Genomic DNA, 22,516 nt, shown 5'->3' with positions numbered 1-22,516 from the left:
ATCGACTGTCGCGCACCATCTCCGTCCAGCGTGCGCATGAGCGACCATGAAGCCCTGACCCGCCAGACGGTGGACCTGCTGCGCGACCTCATCCGCAACGCCTGCGTCAACGACGGCACTCCCGATTCGGGCGGCGAGATTCGCAGCGTGCGCACGCTCGAGGGGTTCTTCGCCGGGTCGGGACTCGACCTCGAGGTGGTCGAACCGCATCCGGGCCGCGCCTCCTTGATCGCTCGAATCCGGGGCACCGATCCCACGGCGCCCACGCTCGCCCTGGTCGGCCACCTCGACGTGGTGCCGGTCGACGACGGCGGCTGGAGCCGCGACCCCTTCGGCGCCGAGATCATCGACGGCGAGATCTGGGGACGCGGCGCCCTCGACATGCTCTACCTGACCGCCAGTTACGCGGTCGTCACCCGGGCCATTGCGACCGGACCGTTCCGGCCGCGTGGCGACCTCATCTTCGCCGCGGTTGCCGACGAGGAAGACGGCAGCCACTTCGGCGTGGAATGGCTCACCGAGCACCGGCTCGATCTGATCGACGCGGACGCCGTGCTCACCGAGTCCGGCGGGGCCATGGTCGGGCCGCGGCCGCTGATCTCGACGGCCGTCGGCGAAAAAGGTATCGCCGGGCGGCGCCTTTCCGTGCGCGGCACCCCCGGCCATGGGTCGGCCCCGTGGGGCGCGCGCAACGCCGCGGTGATCGCGGCGGATGCCGTGGGGCGCTTGGCCCGCTACCGCGCCCCGGTGCAGATCACCGCCGACTGGCGCCGATATGTGCAGGCCCTCGACCTGGAACCCGACCTTGCCGCGCGCCTGCTCGACCCGCACCGGATCGACGGCGCCCTGAACGAGCTCGGCAGCCTGGCCGGGTTCGCGCACGCATCCACCCACACCACCATCTCGCCCAACATCGTGCGGGCCGGGGTGAAGGACAACGTCATCCCCGCGCTCGCCACGATCACCCTCGATATCCGGGTGCTGCCCGACCTGTCAGCCGCCGACGTCGACGCCTACCTGCGGGAGGCGCTCGGCGACCTGGCCGACGAGGTCACGATCGAGGGCGACGAATTCGCCGCGGCCACCCGGTCCGCGGTCGACACGCCGCTGTTCCACTCGCTCGGCAAGGCCGTGCGCCGGGCCTACCCCGACGCCGACCTGCTCCCGGTGCTCAGCGTCGGCGGCTCCGATGCGCGGTTCTACCGCCGCCGCGGCGTCCCTGCCTACGGTTTCGCGCTGCTCGGCCGGCACTGGGACTACGGCACCTTCCGGCAGCTGTTCCACGGCAACGACGAGCGCATCGACATCGGCTCGATCGCGTTGACGGTCGCGGCCCTCGACACCGTCGTTCGCGACTTCCTCGACTGAGCTGCTGCCGCGAGGAGACACAGATGAGACAGGCCAAGCCCAGGCGGCAGTCCCCACGCACGAGGCAGACCGGCACGCGGCGACGGATGCCCGCCCGCACCGGTTCGGGAGCCGTCGCCTACCTCGCCATCGTCGCCTTCACGTCGATCTACCTCGTCGTCGACGCCTACCGACCGGTCTCGATCTGGGTGGCCGCGTTCTACCTGGCCGTCAGCCTCGCCTGCTTCGTCGCCTACGCCATGGACAAGACCGCAGCGGTCGCTGCGCGCTGGCGGGTGCCGGAGAACACCCTGCTGCTGCTCGGATTCGCCGGCGGCTGGCCGGGCGCGATCGTGGCGCAGCAGGTGCTGCGGCACAAAACCAAGAAGGCCGGTTTTCGGCAGGCGTTCTGGGGCACGGTGGCCCTGAATGTGCTGGCTTTCGTCGTGATCTTCTCGCCGCTGCTGCCGGATATGCTGGCCCGCTGAACCGAGCCGAGCCGAGCCGGGGGCGCGTGCCCGGCCGCGGGTTACTCGTTCGATGTCGAGGACGGCGACGTATTTCGTGCACAATTCCGTGGTGGGCGAACTCTATACCGTCTCCTGCCCTGACATCCTGCCGACCGGACCGCCCGACCTGAAGGCGGGCAAGGGAATGCCGACCCGGACTCCCCGGTGACGCCGGCATACCCGAGACCGTACTGGTTCACCGGCACGATCCGCGAGGTGACCGTGGACGTCAACGGCGAATCACCCCAGCACCGGAGGTCGAGCTCCGAGCTCATATGGCGCGGCGATAGAACGGCAGCACGCCGGGATCCCTGTTGTGTATTTATGCTTGTATTGATAAGATGATACAAAACTAAGAACACAAAAGGGGGATCTGATGCTCGGTGACGTCTGGTCCAACATGATCTTCCACGTCGCCGTGTCCACGTGGACGGTAGCCGGTCTGCTCGTGGGGTCGTGCGTGCTGCTGTGGGTCTTGACCCATGTTCCCGCCGTGCAGCGTCGGCTCGTCGCCCACGCGTCAACGGTCGCCGGGCTCGGCCTGCCGCACGCCTCGCATCCGATGGTCTTGGCGGCCCAGGTGCGGAGAGTACGGGGCTTCTCCGGCGGTGGATTCCTCGGCGTGATCGTCTCGATTTTCCTCGTGTACTTCATCGGGGCGGACCGCAGTGGTTCGGCCACCGTGTTCCTGCTTGGCGGTTTCGTGATCGTCGGGGTGCTGGGTGGCGCGATCGCAGCCGTGGCCGGCGAGGTGGCGAGGACCGGCGAGGGTGAGCGGGTTGCCCATGGGCGGCGCACCCGCTTGGCCGATTACGTTCCGCGGTGGGAACGCGTCGGCGTTCGTGGCACCGTATTCCTCAACCTGGCGGTCGTCGGTGTGCTGGTACTGCTGCCTGTTTTTTGGAAGCTGCAGCTCTCCGTCTTCCCGCAGTCCTTCAGCGTGGCGGTCGTCGTGGCCGGGCTGGCCGTGGCGGTGCTCGCGGCCTTCGAAATCGGCGGTCGCATCGTCGTCGCGCGTCCCCAGACCATGGCGTCGGAGCAGGAGCTGGCCTGGGACGATGCGATGCGCTCGGCCGCGATCCTGGATCTGGTCGCCGCCGCGTTCCTCCTCGGTGCTTTTGGTGTCTTCTTCGGCGTTCAGGAGATCGTGATGGCGGTGCGACCGGGAATCGGTGGCGGCGTGGCCTCCGTGGAGGCGTTCAACCTGTTCGGGCTGGTCGTGCTGGGCGCGGGTGCCGCCGCATCCGTTCTCACCTCGTCACGGCGTCACTTTCGGCGAACCCTCCACGCGGATGCCGGTTCGCGCCCGGTCGGCCCGCAGTGATTCTCCGCATCGACCCGCGCTCGGCGACACCGCCGTTCGACCAGCTGCGCGTGCAGGTCATTGCGCACATCCGGAGCGGAGCCATGGTCGCGGGAACACGCCTGCCCACGGTGCGCAGGCTCGCCGCTGACCTGGTGCTCGCGCCGAACACCGTGGCGCGTGCCTACAAGGAACTCGAGGCGGGGGGGTTCATCGAGACCCGCGGCAGGGCCGGTTCCTTCGTCAAGGCCGCACCGGACTCGGTCGAACAGCAGGCGCTCGGCGCGGCAAAGACCTATGTCGAACGGCTGCGGGAGCTGGGGGTCAGCCCGGCCGACACGGTGGCGTACGTCACCACAATCCTGCAGAACTGAGGCCCGGCCGTTGGTGAGATCGGGTGCCGGTCGCGGCCGGTGGCCATCGGTTGCCCCGGGTCAGAACAGGTGCCGCAGGTAGCGCTCCGGGGCCTCCAGGAAGGAGCGCCAGTCGCGCACCAGGTCAAGGTCTTCCCAGGCGCACAGGCGGTAACCCCAGGGCCCGACCTCGTAGATGGCGGCGCCCGGGAGCGACGCCAGGATCGGGGAGTGCGTCAAGAGGATGACCTGGGATCCGCCCGCGTCCAGGATGTCCTGCTGGTGGCGGATCAGGGCGAGAGAACCGGTGGAGGAGAGGGCCGACTCCGGCTCGTCGAGGATCCACAAGCCCGGGTAGCGGGACCGTGCCGCGACGAGGTGAAGGAAGGATTCGCCGTGCGAGCGCTCGTGGAACGAGGGCTCGCTGACAGGCATCCGTCGTCACGTAATCGCGGAGATTTTCGGGAAACGCCGGTTCGGGGGCCATGAGCGGCGTGTCGCGAAAATCTCCGAGGTTGGTGCTGCGGGCGCACCGGATGACCCGCGGCAGCCCATGCCGCCGCACCGCTCCTGCGAGATCCCGTCCGCGCTGCTCACCGAGTGGATCGCCGCCGGGTATCCGTTTGTGGCGGAGCTGGCCCGCCTGCACGACGTCGAGTACGTGGAACTGCCCACCAGGCACTGGCTCCAGTTCACCAGGCCGGCCGAGCTCGGCACCGCGATTCTGGCGGGCGTAGAGCGCACCGCTTGATCGCGCGGAGCGGGCGGCCAAGACGGAAAATCCAGGTCATCGAACCGAAGGTCCATGCATCCGAGAAATCGCGCTCCCGACCGGGCCGGTGCCGTCAGCTGCCAATCATGGCGTCCACGCTGATGTCGAACCCGGCAGCACTGCAGGCCGCGCTGATGTCGAACCCGGCAGCGCTGCAGGCCGCGCTGACACGGGCCAGAGCCTGCCCCCACTCTGTCGACAGCGGATCGATCTGCTCGCTGGCCGACGACGGCAGCAGGCCCTTCAGGGCCTCCACCTGGTCCGCCACCGCAGAGCCGGGCACGGTGTCCACGCGGGCGCTCAGTCGCGCAACGAGCCGTGCGGCTCCCTCGAACTCCTGCTGGGTTGAGGGCTCTACGAGCAGCGAGCCGTACGCATTGTGCATCAGCGTCACAACGTCACTCACTTGGCCGCAGGTGTCCTCCGCGTTCACGGGATCCGCAGAAGGCGATGCGGTGACGAGCGAGGCATTCGTTTGAGTGCCGACGACGAAACCGACACCCAGTGCGACAAGGATGCTGAGAACCAGGAGGGCGTTGCGGTCGCGTCCCCCGGCGGGCAGCGCAGTCTCGTCGAGTACCTCCTCGAAAAACGGTTGAAGCGAACCCTCGGACGTCCCCTCGTGCATCGTCCGGGGACCAGTATTCCTCGGTGCCGTCGACTCACCGGGGGAGCGGGGCGGCTGGGTGTTGACCTCGAATTCGGCCGCACGGATCGCGGCGGCGATCGCGGCACGGTCGGCGGCCACCGTGGCCTGCAGCTCCCGCAGCGCGGCGGTGGCCTTCGGATCGCCGACGAAGTCGCCGTTCGCCGAGAAGACGCGCTTCTGGAGGTCGCGCAGCTGGTTTGCCGGGGACGGTGAGCCATCCGGTGCCGCCTCGGCGGGGTGAGTCGCCCACCACAGGGCGTTGAGCACGTTCTTCTCTCCCGAGTAAGCGACCCGAACCGCTGCGAGGTAGGCCGGATCGCGCTGGGCCAGCGAGTACGCGTCTTCGGAGCCGTGGTCACGCACCACTGAGAGCCCCCGATCGTCGATTCGGACAGCATGGCACAGTGCCCGGTCGTTCCCCGCACTGCTTCCCTTTCCGCGTCGCGTGCCGATTCCCCGTCCGCGTCGCCGCCAATCGGCGTCGCGCCGGAACTGCGCCGCTGCGCCCGTTGCGTGCCACGCGCGCAACGGCGCACGATGCGCGCGAGACGGTTGCCGCGGCACCAGCCCGCACGGACGCCGCAGACTGGAGTAATGGAAGAGTTCGCTTTCGACGGTGACGGCCCGGTGTGTCCGGCGTGCGGGGCCGAAATGACCCCCGACGGTGTGGACACCGCTCAGGGGCTCGAGTCCTGTCACCGATGTCCGCGCTGCAGACTGGTCGTCGTCGTTCCGGGCAACTGGGTGGAGTAGGTGTCAGCCGATGGCCATCCGGCTCGGGGCGTCACCGCATCCGAGTGCCCATGGATGCGCCGCTAGAGCGGGAGAACGCCGCCGCAGACCTACTGGCCGGGAGCCTGATACGCCGGCGTTTTCTTGGCGGCGTCGGACGGCTCCGGAACCTCGATGACCCCCAGAACGTCGGTCTCCCCGAAGGCGTAGTAGAAACTCTCGACCGACCGACCGACCGACCCACCCACCGATTTGAGGGCTGCGACCAGCGCCTCCCGACGGCCGGTTCCACCTTCGCGCATGAAGCCCCTGATGCCCTCGTCCACCTAGTTCGCTCCAAATAAATACTGGCTCATGGTCAGTCCCGTCCTGTGATGTGCAGGACGCGGACATCCGGAGCAATGCCCGAGACCTGTGTGCGGCAACCCGCCGAGGCACGGAAACGACGCTCGGTCCCCGAAGTGGCGCTGCGACACATGGTAGGCCCGCCTGTTCCCGGGGGCAACGGGGCGGCCGCCCAGCCTCAGAGGGCTTTCGACCCGGTGGTCGAGCTGGGCGAGACCCGAAGCGATGCTCCCAAGATTGACGAACAGGGCTTCGAAACTCAATCTTCAAAAATCCTCAATCATCTGACGAACACTCGACTATGTGTACGCAATGAGGTATCCTCGTAACATGACTAACCTCGCGGAAGACCTCAGGCAGGCGGCCGATGCCGTGGCCCTGCTGGGCTCGTCATGCGCTGACTTCTNATGCGCTGACTTCTCGGCCCTTCCTGATGCCGAGGTGTTGGCCGGTCAGAAGCGAATCGCTTCGATCCGCCGTCTCGTCGATACCTATGCCGCCTGGATGGCGGCGACCATCGCCGAACGTTCCCGACCGGAGCTCGGGCACTCGGGTTTGGCGGCGCAGCAGGGGTATCTCTCCCCGGAGGCCCTGATTCAGAACTCGACCGGCTCGTCCAAGGGCGACGCCTACAAGCTGGTCGCGGTCGGCACGATGATGGCCGATGCCGAGGCGGCCGACAGGCTGGTCGAGGCGGCGCTCTCGACGCCCGACGCGGATGCCGCCGAGGTCGCCGAGTTCGAGGCGAAGGTGCCGTGGCAGGCGCCGATCGCCCGGGCCGTCACCGCCGGCACGCTCTCGGTTGACGCGGCCGAGTCGATCCGCGCGGGGCTCGGCCAAATCGATGCGGCAGTTACCGCGGAGAAGCTCCGGGTGGCCCTGGCGGCGCTCCTCACCGAGGCGTCGTCACTGAATGCCGATCAGGTGTTCAAGCAGGCGAGACGGATGCGCGACCGGCTTGACGAGGCCGGCATCGCCGCCCGGGAGAAGCAGGCCTACGACGACCGCTACCTGCGGGTCTACCGGCTGGGCAACGGCAACGTACGACTGAACGGGCTGTTCGCGCCCGAAGACGGCGAGTTCGTGCTCTCCACGTTCGACTCGATCACGGGCCCGCGCCGCGGCGGGGTGCGGTTCGTGGATGCAGAGCGGGCAGCCTGGGCAAAGAAGATGCAAGACGACCTCCGCACGACCGAACAGATCGCCGCGGACTCCCTCGTGCAGCTACTCAAGATCGCCGGCGAGGCCGACCCGGGCCGGGTCTTCGGCGGCCGCCGCCCCTCGGTGCGCGTGATCGTGACCGAGAAGGCGCTGAAAGGTGGCCAGGCCGGTCAGACCGGTGAGACCGGGCAGCCGGGCCAGACCGGGCCGGCGCCGACGACCGTCCAGACTGCAACGGGCGAATCTGGGCCCGTCGAACCCGTCGAACCCGCCGAAGGGGCCGCTCATGGGCAGATCGAGGGCAACCCGGTCCCCATCTCGCAGGAGACCATCGACCGACTCCTCTGCGACACCGGAACCCGCGGCATCAAATTCGACGACAACGGCCAGATCATCAACGTCGGCCGCGACGATCGACTCTTCACCGAGAAACAGCGCGCCGCAATGGCAGTACGCGACGGCGGATGCCTCTGGATCGACTGTGAGAAACCGCCAGCGTGGGCAGAAGCGCATCACATCAACGAGTGGCTCAAAAACAACGGATGTACGGACCTTGCCGACGGGGCGCTCTTCTGCCATCCCCACCATCTGCTGCTGCACAACCAGCACTGGACGATCAGCCGCACCGGAACGCAGTACTGGCTGAGGCCACCGATCGAGGTAGACCCCAAGCAGACGCTGGTGGCGTTGCCGAGCAAGAGGGCAGCGCTGTAGCGCTTGGTCTCGACGGGCTCGATCCGCGTCGCGGGAACCTCGAGTGGGTTCCTGACCGGGTCTCGACGGGCTCGACCTGCGTCGCGGGCAGGGGCGGGTCAAGGGGCGGGGCAGTTGCTCCTAAGCCGGCATAGGCGATCGACCGCGACGCGGGATGAGCGTGGGTTCCGCGACTTCTCAGGGAGCGGTCCGTGGTTCCTGAGCGAGCGTTCCGGGACTCCCGTGTCTTCTCGTCACTGGCTGAGCAGCAACTCTCTCCCGAACGAATTCGACGGAGATTCTGCCCGAAACTGCCCCAGGAAGCCCAAAAATGTGGTTTCAGACCAGAATCTCCGTCGAATCGGTCCACCACCGGGCCCGGAGCTTCAGAGGCGGTAGCGGTATTCTCCGCGTTGCACGCGATTCCGGAGGGGCCGGGGCACGGCAACCACGCTGCTTCCGGATTCGAACGGGGGGAAGGTCTTGGTGGCAGCCGTCCCCGGCCATCGTCTGTAAGTACCGCGGTCTCGAGTCGTTGCGGTGGGGCTCCGACGACGTGCTCCCAGACCCGACCGACCGCCGCGGGCTTCATGCCGCACACCTACCGGGTCACGCATCCGGGCGTAGCCGAGCGGCAAGGCATCAGAGTCCGCGGCGAGGAGCTGTGGGCCAGTGTGGGCAAACGGCGTGACAAAACCTTGAGATCGTGTCGCCGATTAGCCCGCGACTCAGTGTTCGCACGGACTCTGACAGTTGTGCCCCCAGGCAGATTCGAACTGCCGCCCCTGCCTCCGGAGGGCAGTGCTCTATCCCCTGAGCTATGGGGGCCAGGGAAGACACTAGGTTATCAGCATCCGGGCAGGCGATGTTCCGCATCGAGTTCGACGGATGCGGTCGAGCCCGCCCGGCACACCACCCGAACTCGACCGGAAAGGCCGAATTCGGCAGGTTCGGGCAGGTTCAGGTGGGTTCCGCCGCGCGGTCCGCCCGGGCGTGTTACTGCAGGTTCGCGATCGCCGCGGAAACGAGTGACTCGGCGTCGCCCGGCTCGACGAACTCGCTCGAACCCACCGTGATCCAGTAGGTGGAGGTGAAGACCTGAGCCACACCAGAACCGCCGGCAGCCGAAAAATAGCCCTCGACGGCGGGCGGCGTGCCATACGTGGGAACGATCTGGCTGGAGCTGATGGCATCGTTCTTCAGCTGCGACAGCAGCACGTCGTTGGGCTGGGTCACCGAGACCTCGATCGTTCCGTCGCTGGATTGATTGAGCAGTCCGCAATTCAGCCCCTGGTACTCTGCCGCCGTCTGACCCGCGGCGATGGTCGGCTCGAAACCGGGGGCGGTGCCGTAGCTCGGGTTGAAGGCGTAGACGTCGTCGAGGGTGAGCACCTGGTCGCAGGTAAATGTGACCGGGGTGCCTGCTGCCGTGGGGGTGGGCGTCGGCGTCGCGGTGGGCCCCGGTGTCTGCGTCGCGTCCGACGTCGACCCGGGAGTAGCTGATGGCGACGCTGCCGACGGGCTGCTTTCCGGGGTGGAACCCGAACCGCAGGCAGCCAGCGCCACGACGGCGACCGTGCCGGTGGCAAGGAGAAGGGTGGTGCGCAGGAGCCGTCCGCGCGGGAGTCTGGGCGAGAGGGAGTGAGTCACGCTTGACCTTACCAAGAGGGTTGTCTGTGACCGGGCCGGTAAGCTTGCTAGTCGTGACTCCCGCTGAGCTTTCCCAATCCCTGCTAGACCTCATCCTCCAGTTGAGCGAGCGTCGACGCGAGGCCGGAATCGACGTGACCGACGTCAACCTGACCGGGGCGGATGTCACCCTCGAGCGTCCGAGAAACCGCGACCACGGTGATTGGGCCTCCAGCATCGCGATGAAGATCGCCAAGCCACTCGGCTCCAACCCGCGCGAGGTGGCCGCCGAACTGGCTGCCGGCCTGGAACAGCTTCCCGACGTGGCCTCGGTGGACGTCGCCGGACCCGGCTTCATCAACATCCGTCTCGAGGCCGCCGCCGCCGGCGCACTCGCCAAGACCATCGTCGATGCGGGCCCCGCTTACGGCACCGGGCACCTCTACGACGGCCTCAAGATCAACCTCGAGTTCGTGTCCGCCAACCCCACCGGCCCCATCCACATGGGCGGCGTGCGCTGGGCGGCCGTGGGTGACAGCCTGGCCCGGGTGCTGCAGGCGGAGGGCGCCGACGTCACCCGCGAGTACTACTTCAACGACCACGGCTCGCAGATCGACCGCTTCGCCCGCAGCGTGCTCGCCGGCTACCTCGGCGAGCCCACCCCCGAAGACGGTTACGGCGGCGCCTACATCGGAGACATCGCCGACCAGGTCGTGGCCAGCCACGAAGGCGACATCGCGGTGCTGGCCCGCGACGAGCAGCAGGAAGTGTTCCGCAGCGTCGGCGTCGATTTGATGTTCACCGAGATCAAGGAGAAGCTGCACGGCTTCGGCGTGGATTTCGACGTGTATTTCCACGAAGATTCCCTGCACGAGTCCGGCGCCGTCAACCGGGCCATCGAACGGCTGCGCGAACAGGGCCACATCTTCGAAGAAGACGGGGCCATTTGGCTGCGCACGACCACGTTCGGCGATGACCGCGACCGCGTCATCATCCGTTCCAACGGCGAACCGGCCTACATCTCCGGTGACCTCGGCTACTACCTCGACAAGCGTGAGCGCGGTTTCGACCAGAACCTGATCATGCTCGGCGCCGACCACCATGGCTATGTCGGCCGCATGATGGCCATGGTCGAGGCGTTCGGCGACGTGCCCGGTGTGAACCTGCAGATCCTGATCGGCCAGATGGTCAACCTGCTGCGCAACGGCGAACCGGTGCGGATGAGCAAGCGCGCCGGAACGATCGTCACCCTCGACGACCTCGTCGACGCCGTCGGCGTGGACGCCGGCCGCTACTCCCTAGTGCGCTCCAGCAGCGACACTCAGCTCGACATCGACCTCGACCTGCTCGGCAAGCGCACCAACGAGAACCCGGTCTTCTACGTGCAGTATGCGCATGCCCGTACCTGCTCGGTCGCCCGCAACGCGGCCACCGCGGGGGTGGAACGCACCGCATTCGCCCCGGAGCTACTCACCCACGACAGCGAATCGGCCCTGCTCGGCGTGTTGCAGGAATACCCGCGCGTCGTCGCGCAGGCCGCCGAACTGCGCGAGCCCCACCGTATCGCCCGCTACATCGAAGAGGTTGCCGGCTACTACCACCGCTGGTACGACAGCTGCCGGGTGATCCCGCTTGGCGACGAACCGATCACCGACCTGCACCGCACCCGGCTCTGGCTCAACGACGCCACCGGCCAAGTCATCCGCAACGGCCTCGGCCTGCTCGGCGTCTCCGCACCGGAACGCATGTAGGCATGGACGCGTCCGCCAGGAAATCCCGTCGTCGCGGGCTCGGGGCGTTCATCGTCGCGGGTCTGGTCGTGGTCGGGCTCGTCGCTGCTTTCTTCTTCGTCGACGGGGGCCTGCGCAGCTACGCCGAGGGCCAGATCGAGCAGGAGATCGCCTCGAACCTGCCCGACACCGTGACCGGGGACGTGGCCGTCTCCATCGGAGGCCTGTCGGTCATCGCGCAGTACCTCGGCGGCAGCTTCGACCGGGTGGCCCTGGAATCAGGCACCCTGACCGTGGACGGCGTGCCGGCATCCGTGCACGTCGTGGCGACGGATGTCCCGCTCGACCAATCCCAGCCCGTCGGCGACGTGCGCGGCATCATCGACCTCGAACCCGATGCCCTCAACACCCTGCTGAGCCAGGTTCTGCCGAGCAATGTCCCCGACGCCGGCGTCGAACTCGGGAAGGACGAGATCAGCTACAGCGGCAGCCTGGCGGTGGTCGGCTTCCCGATCGGCTACCGCGCCTCGGCGACGCCGAGCGTGGACGCCGACGCACTGCTGCTCACGCCGAGCGGTGCCAGCGTCACCTCAGGCGGCGGCAGCATCAACGCCGGCAACCTGCTGTCTCGTGTTCTGGGTGAGGAACCGCTCCGCATCTGCGTGGCCCAGTACCTCCCCGAGGGGGTCACCCTCGCCGGAGTGAACGTGACCGCGGATCGAGCGCGACTCACGCTGCAGTCGAGCTCGTTGACGCTGAGCCGACAGTCGTTGACCACCCTCGGCAGCTGCACCGCCGGTTGACCCCGCACTTCATGCCCTTGCAGCACGCCGACACGCTCGCACATCGTTCGGACCGTAATCAAACCGGGGCCTGACACGACGCCCGCGGGGTCGTACACTCGAGGTATCCGCCGGTCGCGCATTCGCCTTTTCGAGGAGGCACCATGACGTTGTTGCGCATTCAACACCCCGTGCCCGACTATGGCCGCTGGAAACGTGCCTTCGATCTGGACCCGGCCGACCGCCGCGGATCCGGGGTGATCCGCTATACGATTTTCCGCTCGGTGACTGATCCGAACTTCGTCATGGTCGACCTGGAACTGGGCACCATCCGGGAAGCGGAGAAGATGCTTCTCAAGATGCGGCGCATCTGGTGCAGCAGCGGCTCGAGCGTCATGATCGACCCGGAGGCGTGGATCGTCGACGTGGCCGAAACTGCCGCGCTGGTCTGACCGCAGCCCGCCACGCTGCCCAGCCCGCGCAGCCCGCCACGCAGCGGGACGTAACGCGATTCGGCGCGCACCGGCGCCGTTCGCTACACTCGGACCAGGTCCCCGGTCGCAGCCGACGGCATCCTTTCACTGGCTTCAGGGACCAATCCGGGTTCGCTCGCCACTCAGTGAGACACCCACTCGACATTTCCCGTGAGGTTTTCACCCGTGGCCACCAACCCGCTCGCCCCCGACTGGCTTTGCCTGCCCGACGACGCCAATGCGCTCGCCGATGGCCTCTGGCCGGCCACCATCGACCGCACCCCGCAGGGGCAACTCCTCATCGGCGGCTGCACCGCCCCCGCCCTGGCCGCCGAATTCGGCACTCCTCTTTATCTGGTCGACGAAACGGATGCCCGCGCCCGCGCGGCCTCGCTCCGCGCCGCCTTCGAGGCCGAGTTCGCCCGCATCGGCACGAGCGTGCACATCTACTACGCCGGCAAAGCGTTCCTGTCCACCGAGATCGCCCGTTGGATGCTGGCCGAAGGTCTCAACATCGACGTCTGCAGCGGCGGCGAACTCGCCGTGGCGCTGGCGGCCGGCAGCCCGCCGAACCGGCTCGGCTATCACGGCAACAACAAATCCCTGGCCGAGATCGACGAGGCCTGCCGCGTCGGCGTCGGCACCATCGTGATCGACAGCCTGGTCGAAATCGGGCGCGTCGCCGCGGCCGCCGCCCGGCACGGCATCGTGCAGGCCGTTCGGCTGCGCGTGAACAGCGGTGTGCACGCGCATACCCACGCATTCCTCGCCACGGCGCACGAAGACCAGAAGTTCGGCGTGACGCTCGATGACGCCGCGGCGCTGGTGGGCCTCATCCGGGCCGAGTCGAGCTTGGGCTTCCGCGGCCTGCACTGCCACATCGGCTCGCAGATCTTCGGCGCCGACGGCTTCGCCGAATCCGCGTCGCGCCTCCTCGCCGTGCACGCCGCCCTGCTCGCAGGCGGCCCCGTCCCCGAGCTGAACCTCGGCGGCGGCTTCGGCATCGCCTACACCCTGGCCGACACCCCCACCCCGATCGGCGAGCTCGCGGCCAGCCTGGCCGACATCGTCGCCGCGCAGTGCAGCGCCCTCGGCATCCCGGTGCCCGTGGTCGCCTTCGAGCCGGGACGTTGCATCATCGGCCCGGCCGGAATCACCCTCTACGAGGTCGGAACCACCAAGTCCGTCGACGTGGCCGGCAACCCGCGCCTCTATGTCAGTGTCGACGGAGGCATGAGCGACAACGTCCGCCCCGCCCTCTACGGCGCCGACTACACCGTGCGGCTCGCCGGCCGCGTGTCGGCGGCCGACCCGGTGCTGGTGCGCCTCGCCGGCAAGCACTGCGAGAGCGGCGACATCGTCGTCGACGCTGACTATCTCCCCGGCGACGTGGCCCCGGGCGACCTGGTGGCCGTCGCGGCCACCGGCGCCTACTGCTGGTCGCTGTCGAACAACTACAACTTCCTCGGCCGGCCGGCCGTGGTCGCGGTGGCCGGCGGCATCCCGCGGATGCTGGTGCGCGGCGAGACCATCGCCGACCTGCTCGCCCGCGACACCGGGGTCTCGGCCTCGACCGGCCCGACCACCGGCTCGACCACCGGCTCGACCGATCTACCGAAGGAACCCGCCCGATGATCGAATACCGCAATCTGCGCGTCGCGCTGCTGGGAGGCGGCTCCGTCGGCGCTCAGGTCGCCCGGCTGCTGCTCGAAAACAGTGAAGAACTCGCCAACCGGGTGGGTGCCAGCCTCGAGCTCGTCGGCATCCTGGTGCGCGACGTCGACGCCGAGCGCACCGTCGACCTGCCCCGCGAGCTGTTCACCACCGACGCCGAGACCCTGATCCTCGGCGCCGACGTCGTCATCGAGTTGATGGGCGGCATCGAGCCCGCACGCTCATACATTCTGATGGCGATCAACTCGGGGGCGGATGTCGTCACCGCCAACAAGGCGTTGCTGGCCACCCACGGGCCCGAACTCTTCGCCGCCGCCGACCAGGTCGGCGCACAGCTGAAGTACGAGGCGGCCGTGGCCGGTGCGATCCCGATCGTTCGGCCGCTCGGCGAGAGTCTCGGCGGCGACCAGGTCAACCGCATCCTCGGCATCGTGAACGGCACCACCAACTTCATCCTCGACCGGATGGACACTGAGGGGGACACCCTCGAGGAGGCTCTCGCCCTGGCCACCGACCTCGGCTACGCCGAGGCCGACCCGACCGCCGACATCGGCGGGTACGACGCGGCGCAGAAGGCGGCCATTCTGGCCAGCCTTGCCTTCCACACGACCGTGCCGCTCGCATCCGTCTACCGCGAGGGCATCACCGCCATCACGCCCGCGCAGATCGACTCAGCCCGCAAGGCCGGCTACGTCGTGAAGCTGCTCGCCATCTGCGAACGCCTCGTCGACGCCGAAAGCGGCCAGCAGGGCGTCTCCGCCCGGGTCTACCCGGCCATGGTTCACCGCAGCCACCCGCTCGCCTCCGTGCACGGCGCCAACAACGCGGTTTTTGTCGAAGCGGAGTCGGCCGGCAGCTTGATGTTCTACGGCGCCGGCGCCGGGGGAGTAGAGACGGCGTCCGCCGTGCTTGGAGACCTGGTGTCACTGGCCCGCCGCCACATCGCCGGTGGCCCCGGCGTTCCCGCGTCCCAGCACGCCGACCTGCCGGTCTTCGACATCGGCCAGATCGTCACGCGCTACGCCGTCACCCTGGAAGTCACCGACGAACCCGGCGTTCTCGCCACGCTCGCCAGCGTTTTCAGCGACCACGGCGTGTCCCTGGCCCTGGTCGAGCAGTCGATGACGCCGGCCCAGCCGGGCACCGCGAGTCGCTCCGCCGTCTCCGCCACGGCTACCCTAGTTATCGGAACGCACGAGGCTACGGAGGCCGCCCTGGCGGCCACCGTGACAGACCTCGCCGCGAACAGATTTGTCACCAATGTCGCATCCGTTTTGAGAGTTGAAGGAGCCTGATGTCCAGCGAACGAGAGACTCTGCCGAAACCAGTCGTGAAGACGGCTTCCCGGCAGTGGCGCGGCGTGCTGCGCGAGTACGCGGACCGCCTCAACATCACGGATGCGACGCCCATCATCACTCTCGGCGAGGGGGGCACCCCGCTGATTCCGGCTCCGGCGCTCTCCGTTCGCACGGGCGCGAAGGTCTGGATCAAGTACGAGGGCATGAACCCGACCGGTTCCTTCAAGGACCGAGGCATGACCATGGCCATCTCCAAGGCCGTCGAAGACGGTGCCAAGGCCGTCATCTGCGCGTCCACCGGCAACACCTCCGCGTCGGCCGCCGCCTACGCGACCCACGCCGGAATCCAGGCCGTCGTGCTGGTGCCCGAGGGCAAGATCGCCATGGGCAAGCTCAGCCAGGCCATCGCACACAACGCGCAGCTGCTGCAGGTGCAGGGCAATTTCGACGACTGCCTCGACATCGCCCGCGACCTCTCCGCGAATTACCCCGTGCACCTGGTCAATTCGGTCAACCCCGACCGGATCGAAGGCCAGAAGACGGCCGCCTTCGAGGTCGTCGAGGTGCTGGAAGACGCGCCGGACATCCACATCGTCCCCGTCGGCAATGCTGGCAACTACACCGCCTACACGCGCGGGTACACCGAAGAGCTCGAGCGCGGCGCCACTACGAAGCTGCCGCGCATGTTCGGGTTCCAGGCTGCTGGCAGCGCCCCGATCGTGCTCGGCCACCGCGTCGACCACCCGGAGACCATCGCCAGCGCCATCCGCATCGGCAACCCGGCATCCTGGGACCTCGCCCTCGCCGCGCGTACCCTGACCGACGGCTACTTCGGCGCGATCAGCGACGAAAAGATCCTCGAGGCCTACCGCATCCTGTCGGCCGAGGTCGGCATCTTCGTCGAGCCGGCCTCCGCGATCAGCGTCGCCGGCCTGCTCGAACGCGCCGAAGCCGGGCTCATCCCGGCCGGCTCCACCGTGGTACTCACGGTCACCGGCCACGGTCTGAAGGACCCGCAGTGGGCGCTCCGCACCGCAGACGGCTCCGACGTCAAGCCGACCATCGTGCCTGTCGACACCGCCGAAATCGCCAGCGTCCTCGGGCTGGTCCAGAAATGACCATCGCCGAGGCCCTCTCCGGCAAGTCGGTGCTCTCGGGCCGTTCCGTCACCGTGCAGGTTCCGGCGACCACGGCCAACCTCGGCCCCGGCTTCGACACCCTGGGTCTGGCCCTGGCACACCACGACCACCTCCAGGTCTCCGTTCGCGATGAGCCGGGCGTCACGGTCGAGGTGCACGGCGTCGGAGAAGGCGTGGTGCCCACCGATGAGACCAACCTCGTCGTGCGCGCCCTCATCCACGCCTTCGCCGCCTACGGCCAGGAACTGCCCGGACTGAACCTCGTTGCCCACAACGAGATCCCGCACGGCCGCGGCATGGGCTCGTCCGGCGCCGCCATCGTCGCCGGGATCATGGCCGCGAAGGGCCTGCTCGAGGGCATCGTCGACATCGACGCGGAGGCGCTCCTGGCCCTCGCGACTGAGATGGAGGGGCACCCCGACAACGTGGCGCCCGCCCTGTTCGGTGGTCTCACGATCGCGTGGATGACACCCGACGGACCGCGCCACAAGAAGCTGATGGTGCACCGCGGCGTCAAGCCGCTCGTGTTCGTTCCGGAGCACGCCATGTCCACGGCGCTCGCCCGCAGCCTGCAGCCCGAGAGCGTGCCGCACGAAGACGCCGTCTTCAACCTGTCGCGCTCGGCCCTGCTGATCGCGGCCCTGATCCAGAGCCCCGAACTGCTCCTCGCGGCCACCGAGGACAAACTGCACCAGAGCTACCGTGCCGCCGCCATGCCGGAGACCAACCGGCTGATCACCCTGCTCCGGGAGCACGGCTTCGCCGCCGTCGTCTCCGGCGCCGGCCCATCGATCCTGGTGCTGGCCAGTGACCCAGGGCAGCGACTCGTCGCGGCCGAGCTCGTCGCCGCCGAGTCCGAAACGCCCTGGCAGGCGCTGATGCTGGCCGTCGACGTGCTGGGTGCAACCGTCACCCGCACCGAGCGTTAGAGAAGCGAGTCCGAATCGATCGGTTGTGTCGCTCCCGGTCGGTCAGTCGACTGCACCGCCCGGGCAGTCTTCCTCGCAGGCGCAGCGCCCGATCCGGTGGTGAACCAATTCGACGGAGATTCTCGTGTGAAACCGCTCTTTCGGGTGAATCAGGTGCGATTTGGGCAAAATCTCCGTCGAATTCGTTCGGGACGCAGGCCGGAGCACCGAGCCGGTTGGACCCGGCAGCGGTGACTCATCGCTGACGGCTGTGAGGACTCACTCAGGTCAAGGAGTATCTGAAAGCCAAGGACACGCCGTATCCGGTCGGTCCTCGGCGTTCTTACGTTCTGCTACAGTAAAAGTGCACCCGATGGAACCGCGTAACGCCCGGCTCTCTTCTCCGGTGCATTCCCTGTAACTCACTGCTATCGCATCATCTATGCGTAGCTGTGTGTGTTCACTTCAATCCACATCACTTTGGGATTGGACCACCCGCAGCGCGTGAGACGCCGCAACAGCTTCCCTGGCCCGCTCGCATGACGCCAGGGGAAAGGACAATTTTCGTGACTGACGTCAACCTCCTCACCCCCGGTGCGGATTCCTCGCACCTCACCACCCTTCGCGTCGCCGAGCTTCTGGCTCTGGCGCTCGAGTTGGGTATCCCGGGTGCATCAAAGCTCCGCAAGGGAGAGCTCGTAGGAGCAATCACCGCCGAGCAGGCCAAGAGCGCATCCTCGGGTGTCTCCGCCGAGACCACGGCCGCCGAGGTCACGGCCGCCGACACCACGGCCGCCGTTCCCGTCGAAGAGGCGATTCCCGCGGCCGACGCCGCGACCGACGCGGCCTCGACCACCGACGTTGCTGCCAAGATCACCGTTGCCGCGCCGCGCAAGCGCGTGTCCCGCCGCGCCTCCACCGCGACCGCGGCTCCCGCGGTGGCGCACGTCAACGCTGACGGCGACCTGGGCATCGGCATGATCGTTCCGGATGACGCCGCGGCCCTCCGCCGTACCACTGCCCCCACCACCTATGCCGGCGCCTTGCCGGAGTCACCCGTGACCGAGACCGTAGTCCTGGCCACGAAGCCGGCCCGCCAGGCTCGCAAACGTGCCACGTCGGTCACCGTGAAGGCAGCGGCCGAAGCCGCCGCCGCCCCCATCGTGGACACCGAGGCCCCCACCGTTGAGACTGAAACAACCACCGAGGCTGCTGCCCCGGTCGAGGCGGTCGCCGAGACCGCAGTCGTGGCCGAGGAGACCCCCGAGATCACCGAGGCGGCACCCGAGACCACCGGTTCCGGCCGGTCGCGTCGCGGTAGCTCACGCGGTGGCCGCAGCGGCGGCGCCCGCAACAGCATCGATGCCCGCAACAGCATCGACGCGCGCAACAACGCCGACGAATTCGCCACGGAGACCGGAACCCAGTCCGGCACCGATACCGGCACCGAGACCGGAACCGAGCAGCACGCCCCGGTCGGGACCGTCGTCACTGATCAGGCCGAATCGACCGAGCGCGGCGACCACGCCGATCAGGGCGAACTGTCCGAGCAGACGGAACAGCCCCGACAGGGCCGCAACCGCAACCGCAGCCGCGGGGGCGACCGCACGCAGGGCGCCGAGCGTAGCGCCGAGCGCGGTGAGGAGACCGCCCGTCAGCAACGCCAGACCGGCAACCGCGGCCAGGGCCAGAGCCAGGACAATCAGAATCAGGACCGCAACCAGGGTCAGGACCGCAACCAGGGTCAGGACCGCCAGGCCCAGCAGAGCCAGGATCGCGCCCAGGACCGCCAGGACCGCCAGGAGCGTCAGGGTCAGGACCGCCAGGACCGCAACCAGGGCCAAGAGCGTCAGGGTCAGGAGCGCAACGCCGGTCCCGACCGCGCCGGACTCGAAGACGACCTGAACGGCCGTAGCAACCGCAACCGTTTCCGTGACCGCAAGCGTCGCGGCGTCACCACCGGCGACGACTTCGAGCCGGAGCTGAACGACGACGACGTGCTGATCCCCGTCGCCGGCATCCTCGACATCCTCGACAACTACGCGTTCGTGCGCACCTCCGGCTACCTGCCGGGTGCGAGCGACGTCTACGTCTCGCTCGGCCAGGTCAAGAAGTACAACCTGCGCAAGGGCGACGCCGTCGTCGGCTCCATCCGCCAGCCGCACGAAGGCGATCAGAGCGGACGCCAGAAGTACAACGCGATCGTCAAGGTCGACTCCATAAATGGCCTGACCGTCGAAGAGGCCGCGAACCGCGTCGAGTTCCAGAAGCTCACCCCGCTGTACCCGACGGAGCGGCTGCGCCTCGAAACCGAGCCGGGCAAGCTGACGCAGCGGATCATCGACCTGGTCGCCCCGATCGGTAAAGGACAGCGCGGCCTGATTGTCGCACCGCCTAAGGCCGGCAAGACCATCGTCATGCAGCAGATTGCTAACGCCATCGCCACGAACAACCCCGAGGTCCACCTCATGGTTGTCCTGGTCGATGAGCGTCCCGAAGAGGTCACCGACATGCAGCGCACGGTGAAGGGTGAGGTCATTGCCTCCACCTTCGACCGTCCCGCCGAAGACCACACCACGGTCGCCGAGCTCGCCATCGAGCGCGCCAAGCGTCTCGTCGAACTGGGCCACGACGTCGTCGTGCTGCTCGACTCGATCACCCGCCTGGGCCGCGCCTACAATCTGACGGCCCCGCCGTCGGGCCGGATCCTCTCCGGCGGCGTCGACGCGTCCGCGCTGTACCCGCCGAAGCGTTTCTTCGGCGCGGCGCGCAACATTGAGAACGGTGGCTCGCTCACCATCCTCGCCTCCGCCCTGGTGGAGACCGGATCCAAGATGGACGAGGTTATCTTCGAGGAGTTCAAGGGCACGGGCAACATGGAGCTCCGCCTGTCGCGCCACCTGGCCGACAAGCGCATCTTCCCCGCGGTGGATGTCAACGCATCCGGCACCCGGCGTGAAGAAATGCTGATGAGCGCGGACGAAGTCAAGATCACTTGGAAACTGCGACGCGCCCTCGCCGGGCTAGAACAGCAGCAGGCACTGGAGGTCATCCTCGGTCGTCTCAAGGAGACCACGTCCAACGTCGAGTTCCTGATGCAGGTTCAGAAGTCGATGCCGACCCTCGGTGGGTCAGACAAGGACCACTGATGTTCGAGTCTGTCCTGACTCTGCTGGCTGAGCACGATGAGCTCCAGTCTCAGCTGGCGGATCCCGAGCTGCACGCGAACCCGGCCCGATCGAAGAAGGTCAACCGTCGTTATGCCGAGCTCAGCCGCATCATCGCGGCCTGGCACGAGTGGAAAGAGATCGGCGAGAACCTCGATGCCGCGCGGGAACTCGCGGACGAGGACGCCGACTTCGCCGCTGAGATCCCCGGTCTGGTGGAGCAGCTGGAAAACGCGGCCGAAAAGCTACGGCGCCTGCTGATTCCGCGCGACCCGCTCGACGCCCGCGACGTGATCATGGAGATCAAGATGGGGGAGGGCGGTGCGGAATCCGCACTATTCGCCGCCGACCTGCTCCGCATGTACCTGCACTATGCGGAGTCGAAGCGCTGGAAAACCGAGATCATCGAGCAGACCACGAGCGACCTCGGCGGCATCAAAGACATTCAGCTCGCCATCAAGGGCAACGTGAGCGACCCTGCCGAGGGCGTCTGGGCGCACCTCAAGTACGAGGGGGGCGTGCACCGCGTTCAGCGAGTGCCGGCCACCGAGTCGCAGGGACGCATCCACACCTCCGCCGCCGGCGTGCTCGTCTTCCCTGAGGTCGACGAGCCCGAAGAGGTCGAGATCAGTGCGAACGACCTCAAGATCGACGTGTACCGGTCGAGCGGCCCCGGCGGCCAGTCCGTGAACACGACCGACTCCGCCGTGCGCATCACACACCTTCCGACCGGCATCGTCGTGGCCATGCAGAACGAGAAGAGCCAGCTGCAGAACAAGGAAGCCGGCATGCGCGTTCTGCGTGCCCGCGTTCTTGCCCGGCAGCAGGAAGAAATCGACGCCGCCGCCTCCCTCGTGCGCAAGGGCCAGATCCGCACCATGGACCGGTCCGAGCGCATCCGCACGTACAACTTCCCGGAGAACCGGATTGCGGACCACCGCACCGGCTACAAGGCCTACAACCTGGATACGGTCATGAACGGCGCCCTCGACGCCGTGATCGACTCCTGCATCACGGCCGACGAAGCCACCCGGCTGGCCGAGATCGGTGATCACGACTGATCAACCCCGCACACAGCGGTTGCCCAGCCGTCGGTCTCTCGTAGTCTGGAGAGAACGGAGGCTGGGCTTTTCGCATCCACCGTTCGACAACGAGGCGAGGATGCTGATGGAATCCCTGACGAGTCACACCGACTACGGCGATGTGAGCCTGACCGAGGCGCAGGTGAACTCTGACCCGATGCTCGAGTTCGCGACCTGGCTGGCGGCCGCTGAGGGAGCCGGGCTGTATGAGCCGAACGCCATGGTCGTTGGCACCATCGACCCCGACGGGCGGCCGAGCAGCCGCACGGTTCTGCTCAAGGGGCTCGACGGCAGCGGGTTCGAGTTCGTCACCAACTACGACTCGCGCAAGGGGCGCGCGCTCCGGAAAAATTCCGGTGTGACGCTGCTATTCCCCTGGTATCCGATGCAGCGCCAGGTGATCGTCTACGGCACTGCCCACGCCACGGATGCCGCCGTCAGCGACGCCTATTTCGCGCGTCGTCCGCGGCCCGCCCGCATCGCCGCCCTGGCCAGTGAGCAATCGGAACCGATCGTGAGCCGCGAACTGCTCGAAGAGCAGGTGCGCGCGGTCGAGCAGCGTTACCCCGACGACATGGAGATCCCGCGGCCCACCGACTGGGGCGGGTTCCGGGTCATTCCGCACGCGATCGAGTTCTGGCAGGGCCGCACGTCCCGGCTGCACGACCGCCTGCGTTTCACGGCGCTGGAGGGCGGAGGCTGGGCGCTGGAGCGCCTCCAGCCGTAGCGCCCGCCAGGGCAGCGACGATCGCTGCGCCGGCAACGGCGGC

Annotated in this window: 20 protein-coding genes and 1 tRNA gene; 16 read left to right on the top strand and 5 right to left on the bottom strand. The window is 67.8% G+C overall.

Features of this window, described 5'->3' with window-relative positions; translation table 11 throughout:
- Nucleotides 1-36 precede the first annotated feature (36 nt).
- The 4 genes from E3T25_RS08170 to E3T25_RS08155 all read left to right on the top strand — a co-directional run bounded on the left by E3T25_RS08170 (nt 37) and on the right by E3T25_RS08155 (nt 3,533).
- A complete protein-coding gene (locus E3T25_RS08170) occupies nt 37-1,368 on the top strand; it encodes a M20/M25/M40 family metallo-hydrolase (RefSeq protein ID WP_134343245.1) in 1,332 nt (443 codons plus the stop codon).
- A 23-nt stretch (nt 1,369-1,391) separates the two neighbouring features.
- Nucleotides 1,392-1,835, top strand: coding sequence for a DUF1294 domain-containing protein (locus E3T25_RS08165; RefSeq protein ID WP_134373578.1), 444 nt, complete (start codon nt 1,392-1,394; stop codon nt 1,833-1,835).
- 397 nt (nt 1,836-2,232) lie between these two features.
- Nucleotides 2,233-3,180, top strand: coding sequence for a hypothetical protein (locus E3T25_RS08160; protein ID WP_134373576.1), 948 nt, complete (start codon nt 2,233-2,235; stop codon nt 3,178-3,180).
- Nucleotides 3,177-3,533 carry a GntR family transcriptional regulator gene (locus tag E3T25_RS08155; protein ID WP_134373574.1) on the top strand — a complete coding sequence of 119 codons (357 nt, stop codon included), beginning with the start codon at nt 3,177-3,179 and terminating at the stop codon, nt 3,531-3,533. The genes E3T25_RS08160 and E3T25_RS08155 overlap by 4 nt, the downstream gene beginning before the upstream one ends.
- 60 nt (nt 3,534-3,593) lie before the next feature.
- Here the strand turns inward: E3T25_RS08155 and E3T25_RS08150 are convergent, their stop codons facing one another.
- Nucleotides 3,594-3,947: a hypothetical protein gene (locus tag E3T25_RS08150; protein ID WP_134373572.1), complete on the bottom strand. Its 354-nt coding sequence runs from the start codon at nt 3,945-3,947 to the stop codon at nt 3,594-3,596.
- Nucleotides 3,948-4,065: 118 nt separating this feature from the next.
- Between E3T25_RS08150 and E3T25_RS08145 the strand changes: the two genes are divergently transcribed.
- On the top strand, nt 4,066-4,263 hold the full coding sequence (locus E3T25_RS08145) for a hypothetical protein (RefSeq protein WP_370295259.1): 198 nt from the start codon (nt 4,066-4,068) through the stop codon (nt 4,261-4,263).
- Between the two features lie 94 nt (nt 4,264-4,357).
- Here the strand turns inward: E3T25_RS08145 and E3T25_RS08140 are convergent, their stop codons facing one another.
- Together E3T25_RS08140 and E3T25_RS08135 are read right to left on the bottom strand one after the other, a co-directional pair.
- A complete protein-coding gene (locus tag E3T25_RS08140) occupies nt 4,358-5,299 on the bottom strand; it encodes a hypothetical protein (RefSeq protein WP_134373570.1) in 942 nt (313 codons plus the stop codon).
- 476 nt (nt 5,300-5,775) lie between these two features.
- Nucleotides 5,776-5,991, bottom strand: a complete 216-nt coding sequence (locus E3T25_RS08135; protein ID WP_233191191.1) for a GYD domain-containing protein — start codon at nt 5,989-5,991, stop codon at nt 5,776-5,778.
- Nucleotides 5,992-6,322: 331 nt separating this feature from the next.
- Here E3T25_RS08135 and E3T25_RS08130 point away from each other — a divergent pair, with 331 nt between their 5' ends.
- Nucleotides 6,323-7,885, top strand: a complete 1,563-nt coding sequence (locus tag E3T25_RS08130; protein WP_134373568.1) for a DUF222 domain-containing protein — start codon at nt 6,323-6,325, stop codon at nt 7,883-7,885.
- Nucleotides 7,886-8,620: 735 nt separating this feature from the next.
- On the opposite strand, the gene E3T25_RS08125 is transcribed toward E3T25_RS08130, so the two are convergent.
- Together E3T25_RS08125 and E3T25_RS08120 are read right to left on the bottom strand one after the other, a co-directional pair.
- Nucleotides 8,621-8,692, bottom strand: a tRNA-Arg gene (locus tag E3T25_RS08125).
- A 168-nt stretch (nt 8,693-8,860) separates the two neighbouring features.
- Complete coding sequence (locus tag E3T25_RS08120; RefSeq protein WP_134373566.1) at nt 8,861-9,514, bottom strand: iron ABC transporter ATP-binding protein; 654 nt, start codon at nt 9,512-9,514, stop codon at nt 8,861-8,863.
- Nucleotides 9,515-9,567: 53 nt separating this feature from the next.
- Between E3T25_RS08120 and argS the strand changes: the two genes are divergently transcribed.
- The 10 genes from argS (at nt 9,568) to pdxH (ending at nt 22,473) form a co-directional block, all read left to right on the top strand.
- Nucleotides 9,568-11,244: an arginine--tRNA ligase gene (argS, locus tag E3T25_RS08115; protein ID WP_104099686.1), complete on the top strand. Its 1,677-nt coding sequence runs from the start codon at nt 9,568-9,570 to the stop codon at nt 11,242-11,244.
- A gap of 2 nt (nt 11,245-11,246) precedes the next feature.
- Nucleotides 11,247-12,026, top strand: a complete 780-nt coding sequence (locus E3T25_RS08110; RefSeq protein WP_134373564.1) for an LmeA family phospholipid-binding protein — start codon at nt 11,247-11,249, stop codon at nt 12,024-12,026.
- A 143-nt stretch (nt 12,027-12,169) separates the two neighbouring features.
- Nucleotides 12,170-12,457 carry a hypothetical protein gene (locus E3T25_RS08105; protein ID WP_134373562.1) on the top strand — a complete coding sequence of 96 codons (288 nt, stop codon included), beginning with the start codon at nt 12,170-12,172 and terminating at the stop codon, nt 12,455-12,457.
- Nucleotides 12,458-12,664: 207 nt separating this feature from the next.
- Nucleotides 12,665-14,113 carry a diaminopimelate decarboxylase gene (gene lysA, locus E3T25_RS08100; RefSeq protein WP_134373560.1) on the top strand — a complete coding sequence of 483 codons (1,449 nt, stop codon included), beginning with the start codon at nt 12,665-12,667 and terminating at the stop codon, nt 14,111-14,113.
- Nucleotides 14,110-15,447 (top strand): homoserine dehydrogenase, encoded by a 1,338-nt coding sequence (locus tag E3T25_RS08095; RefSeq protein ID WP_134373558.1) that lies wholly within the window; start codon nt 14,110-14,112, stop codon nt 15,445-15,447. The genes lysA and E3T25_RS08095 overlap by 4 nt, the downstream gene beginning before the upstream one ends.
- The gene (gene thrC / locus E3T25_RS08090) at nt 15,447-16,568 is read left to right on the top strand and encodes a threonine synthase (protein WP_134343235.1); all 1,122 of its coding nucleotides are present in this window, start codon (nt 15,447-15,449) and stop codon (nt 16,566-16,568) included. The genes E3T25_RS08095 and thrC overlap by 1 nt, the downstream gene beginning before the upstream one ends.
- Nucleotides 16,565-17,518, top strand: coding sequence for a homoserine kinase (gene thrB / locus E3T25_RS08085; protein ID WP_104194086.1), 954 nt, complete (start codon nt 16,565-16,567; stop codon nt 17,516-17,518). Before thrC ends, thrB begins: the two co-directional genes overlap by 4 nt.
- Before the next feature lie 545 nt (nt 17,519-18,063).
- Nucleotides 18,064-20,646: a transcription termination factor Rho gene (rho, locus tag E3T25_RS08080; RefSeq protein ID WP_420898236.1), complete on the top strand. Its 2,583-nt coding sequence runs from the start codon at nt 18,064-18,066 to the stop codon at nt 20,644-20,646.
- Nucleotides 20,646-21,725, top strand: a complete 1,080-nt coding sequence (gene prfA, locus E3T25_RS08075) for a peptide chain release factor 1 (protein WP_134343233.1) — start codon at nt 20,646-20,648, stop codon at nt 21,723-21,725. The genes rho and prfA overlap by 1 nt, the downstream gene beginning before the upstream one ends.
- Before the next feature lie 106 nt (nt 21,726-21,831).
- The gene (gene pdxH, locus E3T25_RS08070; protein ID WP_174842986.1) at nt 21,832-22,473 is read left to right on the top strand and encodes a pyridoxamine 5'-phosphate oxidase; all 642 of its coding nucleotides are present in this window, start codon (nt 21,832-21,834) and stop codon (nt 22,471-22,473) included.
- Nucleotides 22,474-22,516: the final 43 nt, after the last annotated feature.

The organism is Cryobacterium sandaracinum, from assembly GCF_004403415.1.
Taxonomy (GTDB): Bacteria; Actinomycetota; Actinomycetes; order Actinomycetales; family Microbacteriaceae; genus Cryobacterium; species Cryobacterium sandaracinum.
This window is presented reverse-complemented; position numbering and strand designations above follow the sequence as displayed.

Excerpts from the sequence above, each read along its gene's own strand:
- E3T25_RS08170 (WP_134343245.1), top strand. The coding sequence starts at position 37 with ATGAGCGACCATGAAGCCCTGACCCGCCAGACGGTGGACCTGCTGCGC.
- E3T25_RS08165 (WP_134373578.1), top strand. The coding sequence starts at position 1,392 with ATGAGACAGGCCAAGCCCAGGCGGCAGTCCCCACGCACGAGGCAGACC.
- E3T25_RS08160 (WP_134373576.1), top strand. The coding sequence starts at position 2,233 with ATGCTCGGTGACGTCTGGTCCAACATGATCTTCCACGTCGCCGTGTCC.
- E3T25_RS08150 (WP_134373572.1), bottom strand. The coding sequence starts at position 3,947 with ATGCCTGTCAGCGAGCCCTCGTTCCACGAGCGCTCGCACGGCGAATCC.
- E3T25_RS08145 (WP_370295259.1), top strand. The coding sequence starts at position 4,066 with ATGCCGCCGCACCGCTCCTGCGAGATCCCGTCCGCGCTGCTCACCGAG.
- E3T25_RS08110 (WP_134373564.1), top strand. The coding sequence starts at position 11,247 with ATGGACGCGTCCGCCAGGAAATCCCGTCGTCGCGGGCTCGGGGCGTTC.
- E3T25_RS08105 (WP_134373562.1), top strand. The coding sequence starts at position 12,170 with ATGACGTTGTTGCGCATTCAACACCCCGTGCCCGACTATGGCCGCTGG.
- E3T25_RS08095 (WP_134373558.1), top strand. The coding sequence starts at position 14,110 with ATGATCGAATACCGCAATCTGCGCGTCGCGCTGCTGGGAGGCGGCTCC.
- thrC (WP_134343235.1), top strand. The coding sequence starts at position 15,447 with ATGTCCAGCGAACGAGAGACTCTGCCGAAACCAGTCGTGAAGACGGCT.
- thrB (WP_104194086.1), top strand. The coding sequence starts at position 16,565 with ATGACCATCGCCGAGGCCCTCTCCGGCAAGTCGGTGCTCTCGGGCCGT.
- prfA (WP_134343233.1), top strand. The coding sequence starts at position 20,646 with ATGTTCGAGTCTGTCCTGACTCTGCTGGCTGAGCACGATGAGCTCCAG.
- pdxH (WP_174842986.1), top strand. The coding sequence starts at position 21,832 with ATGGAATCCCTGACGAGTCACACCGACTACGGCGATGTGAGCCTGACC.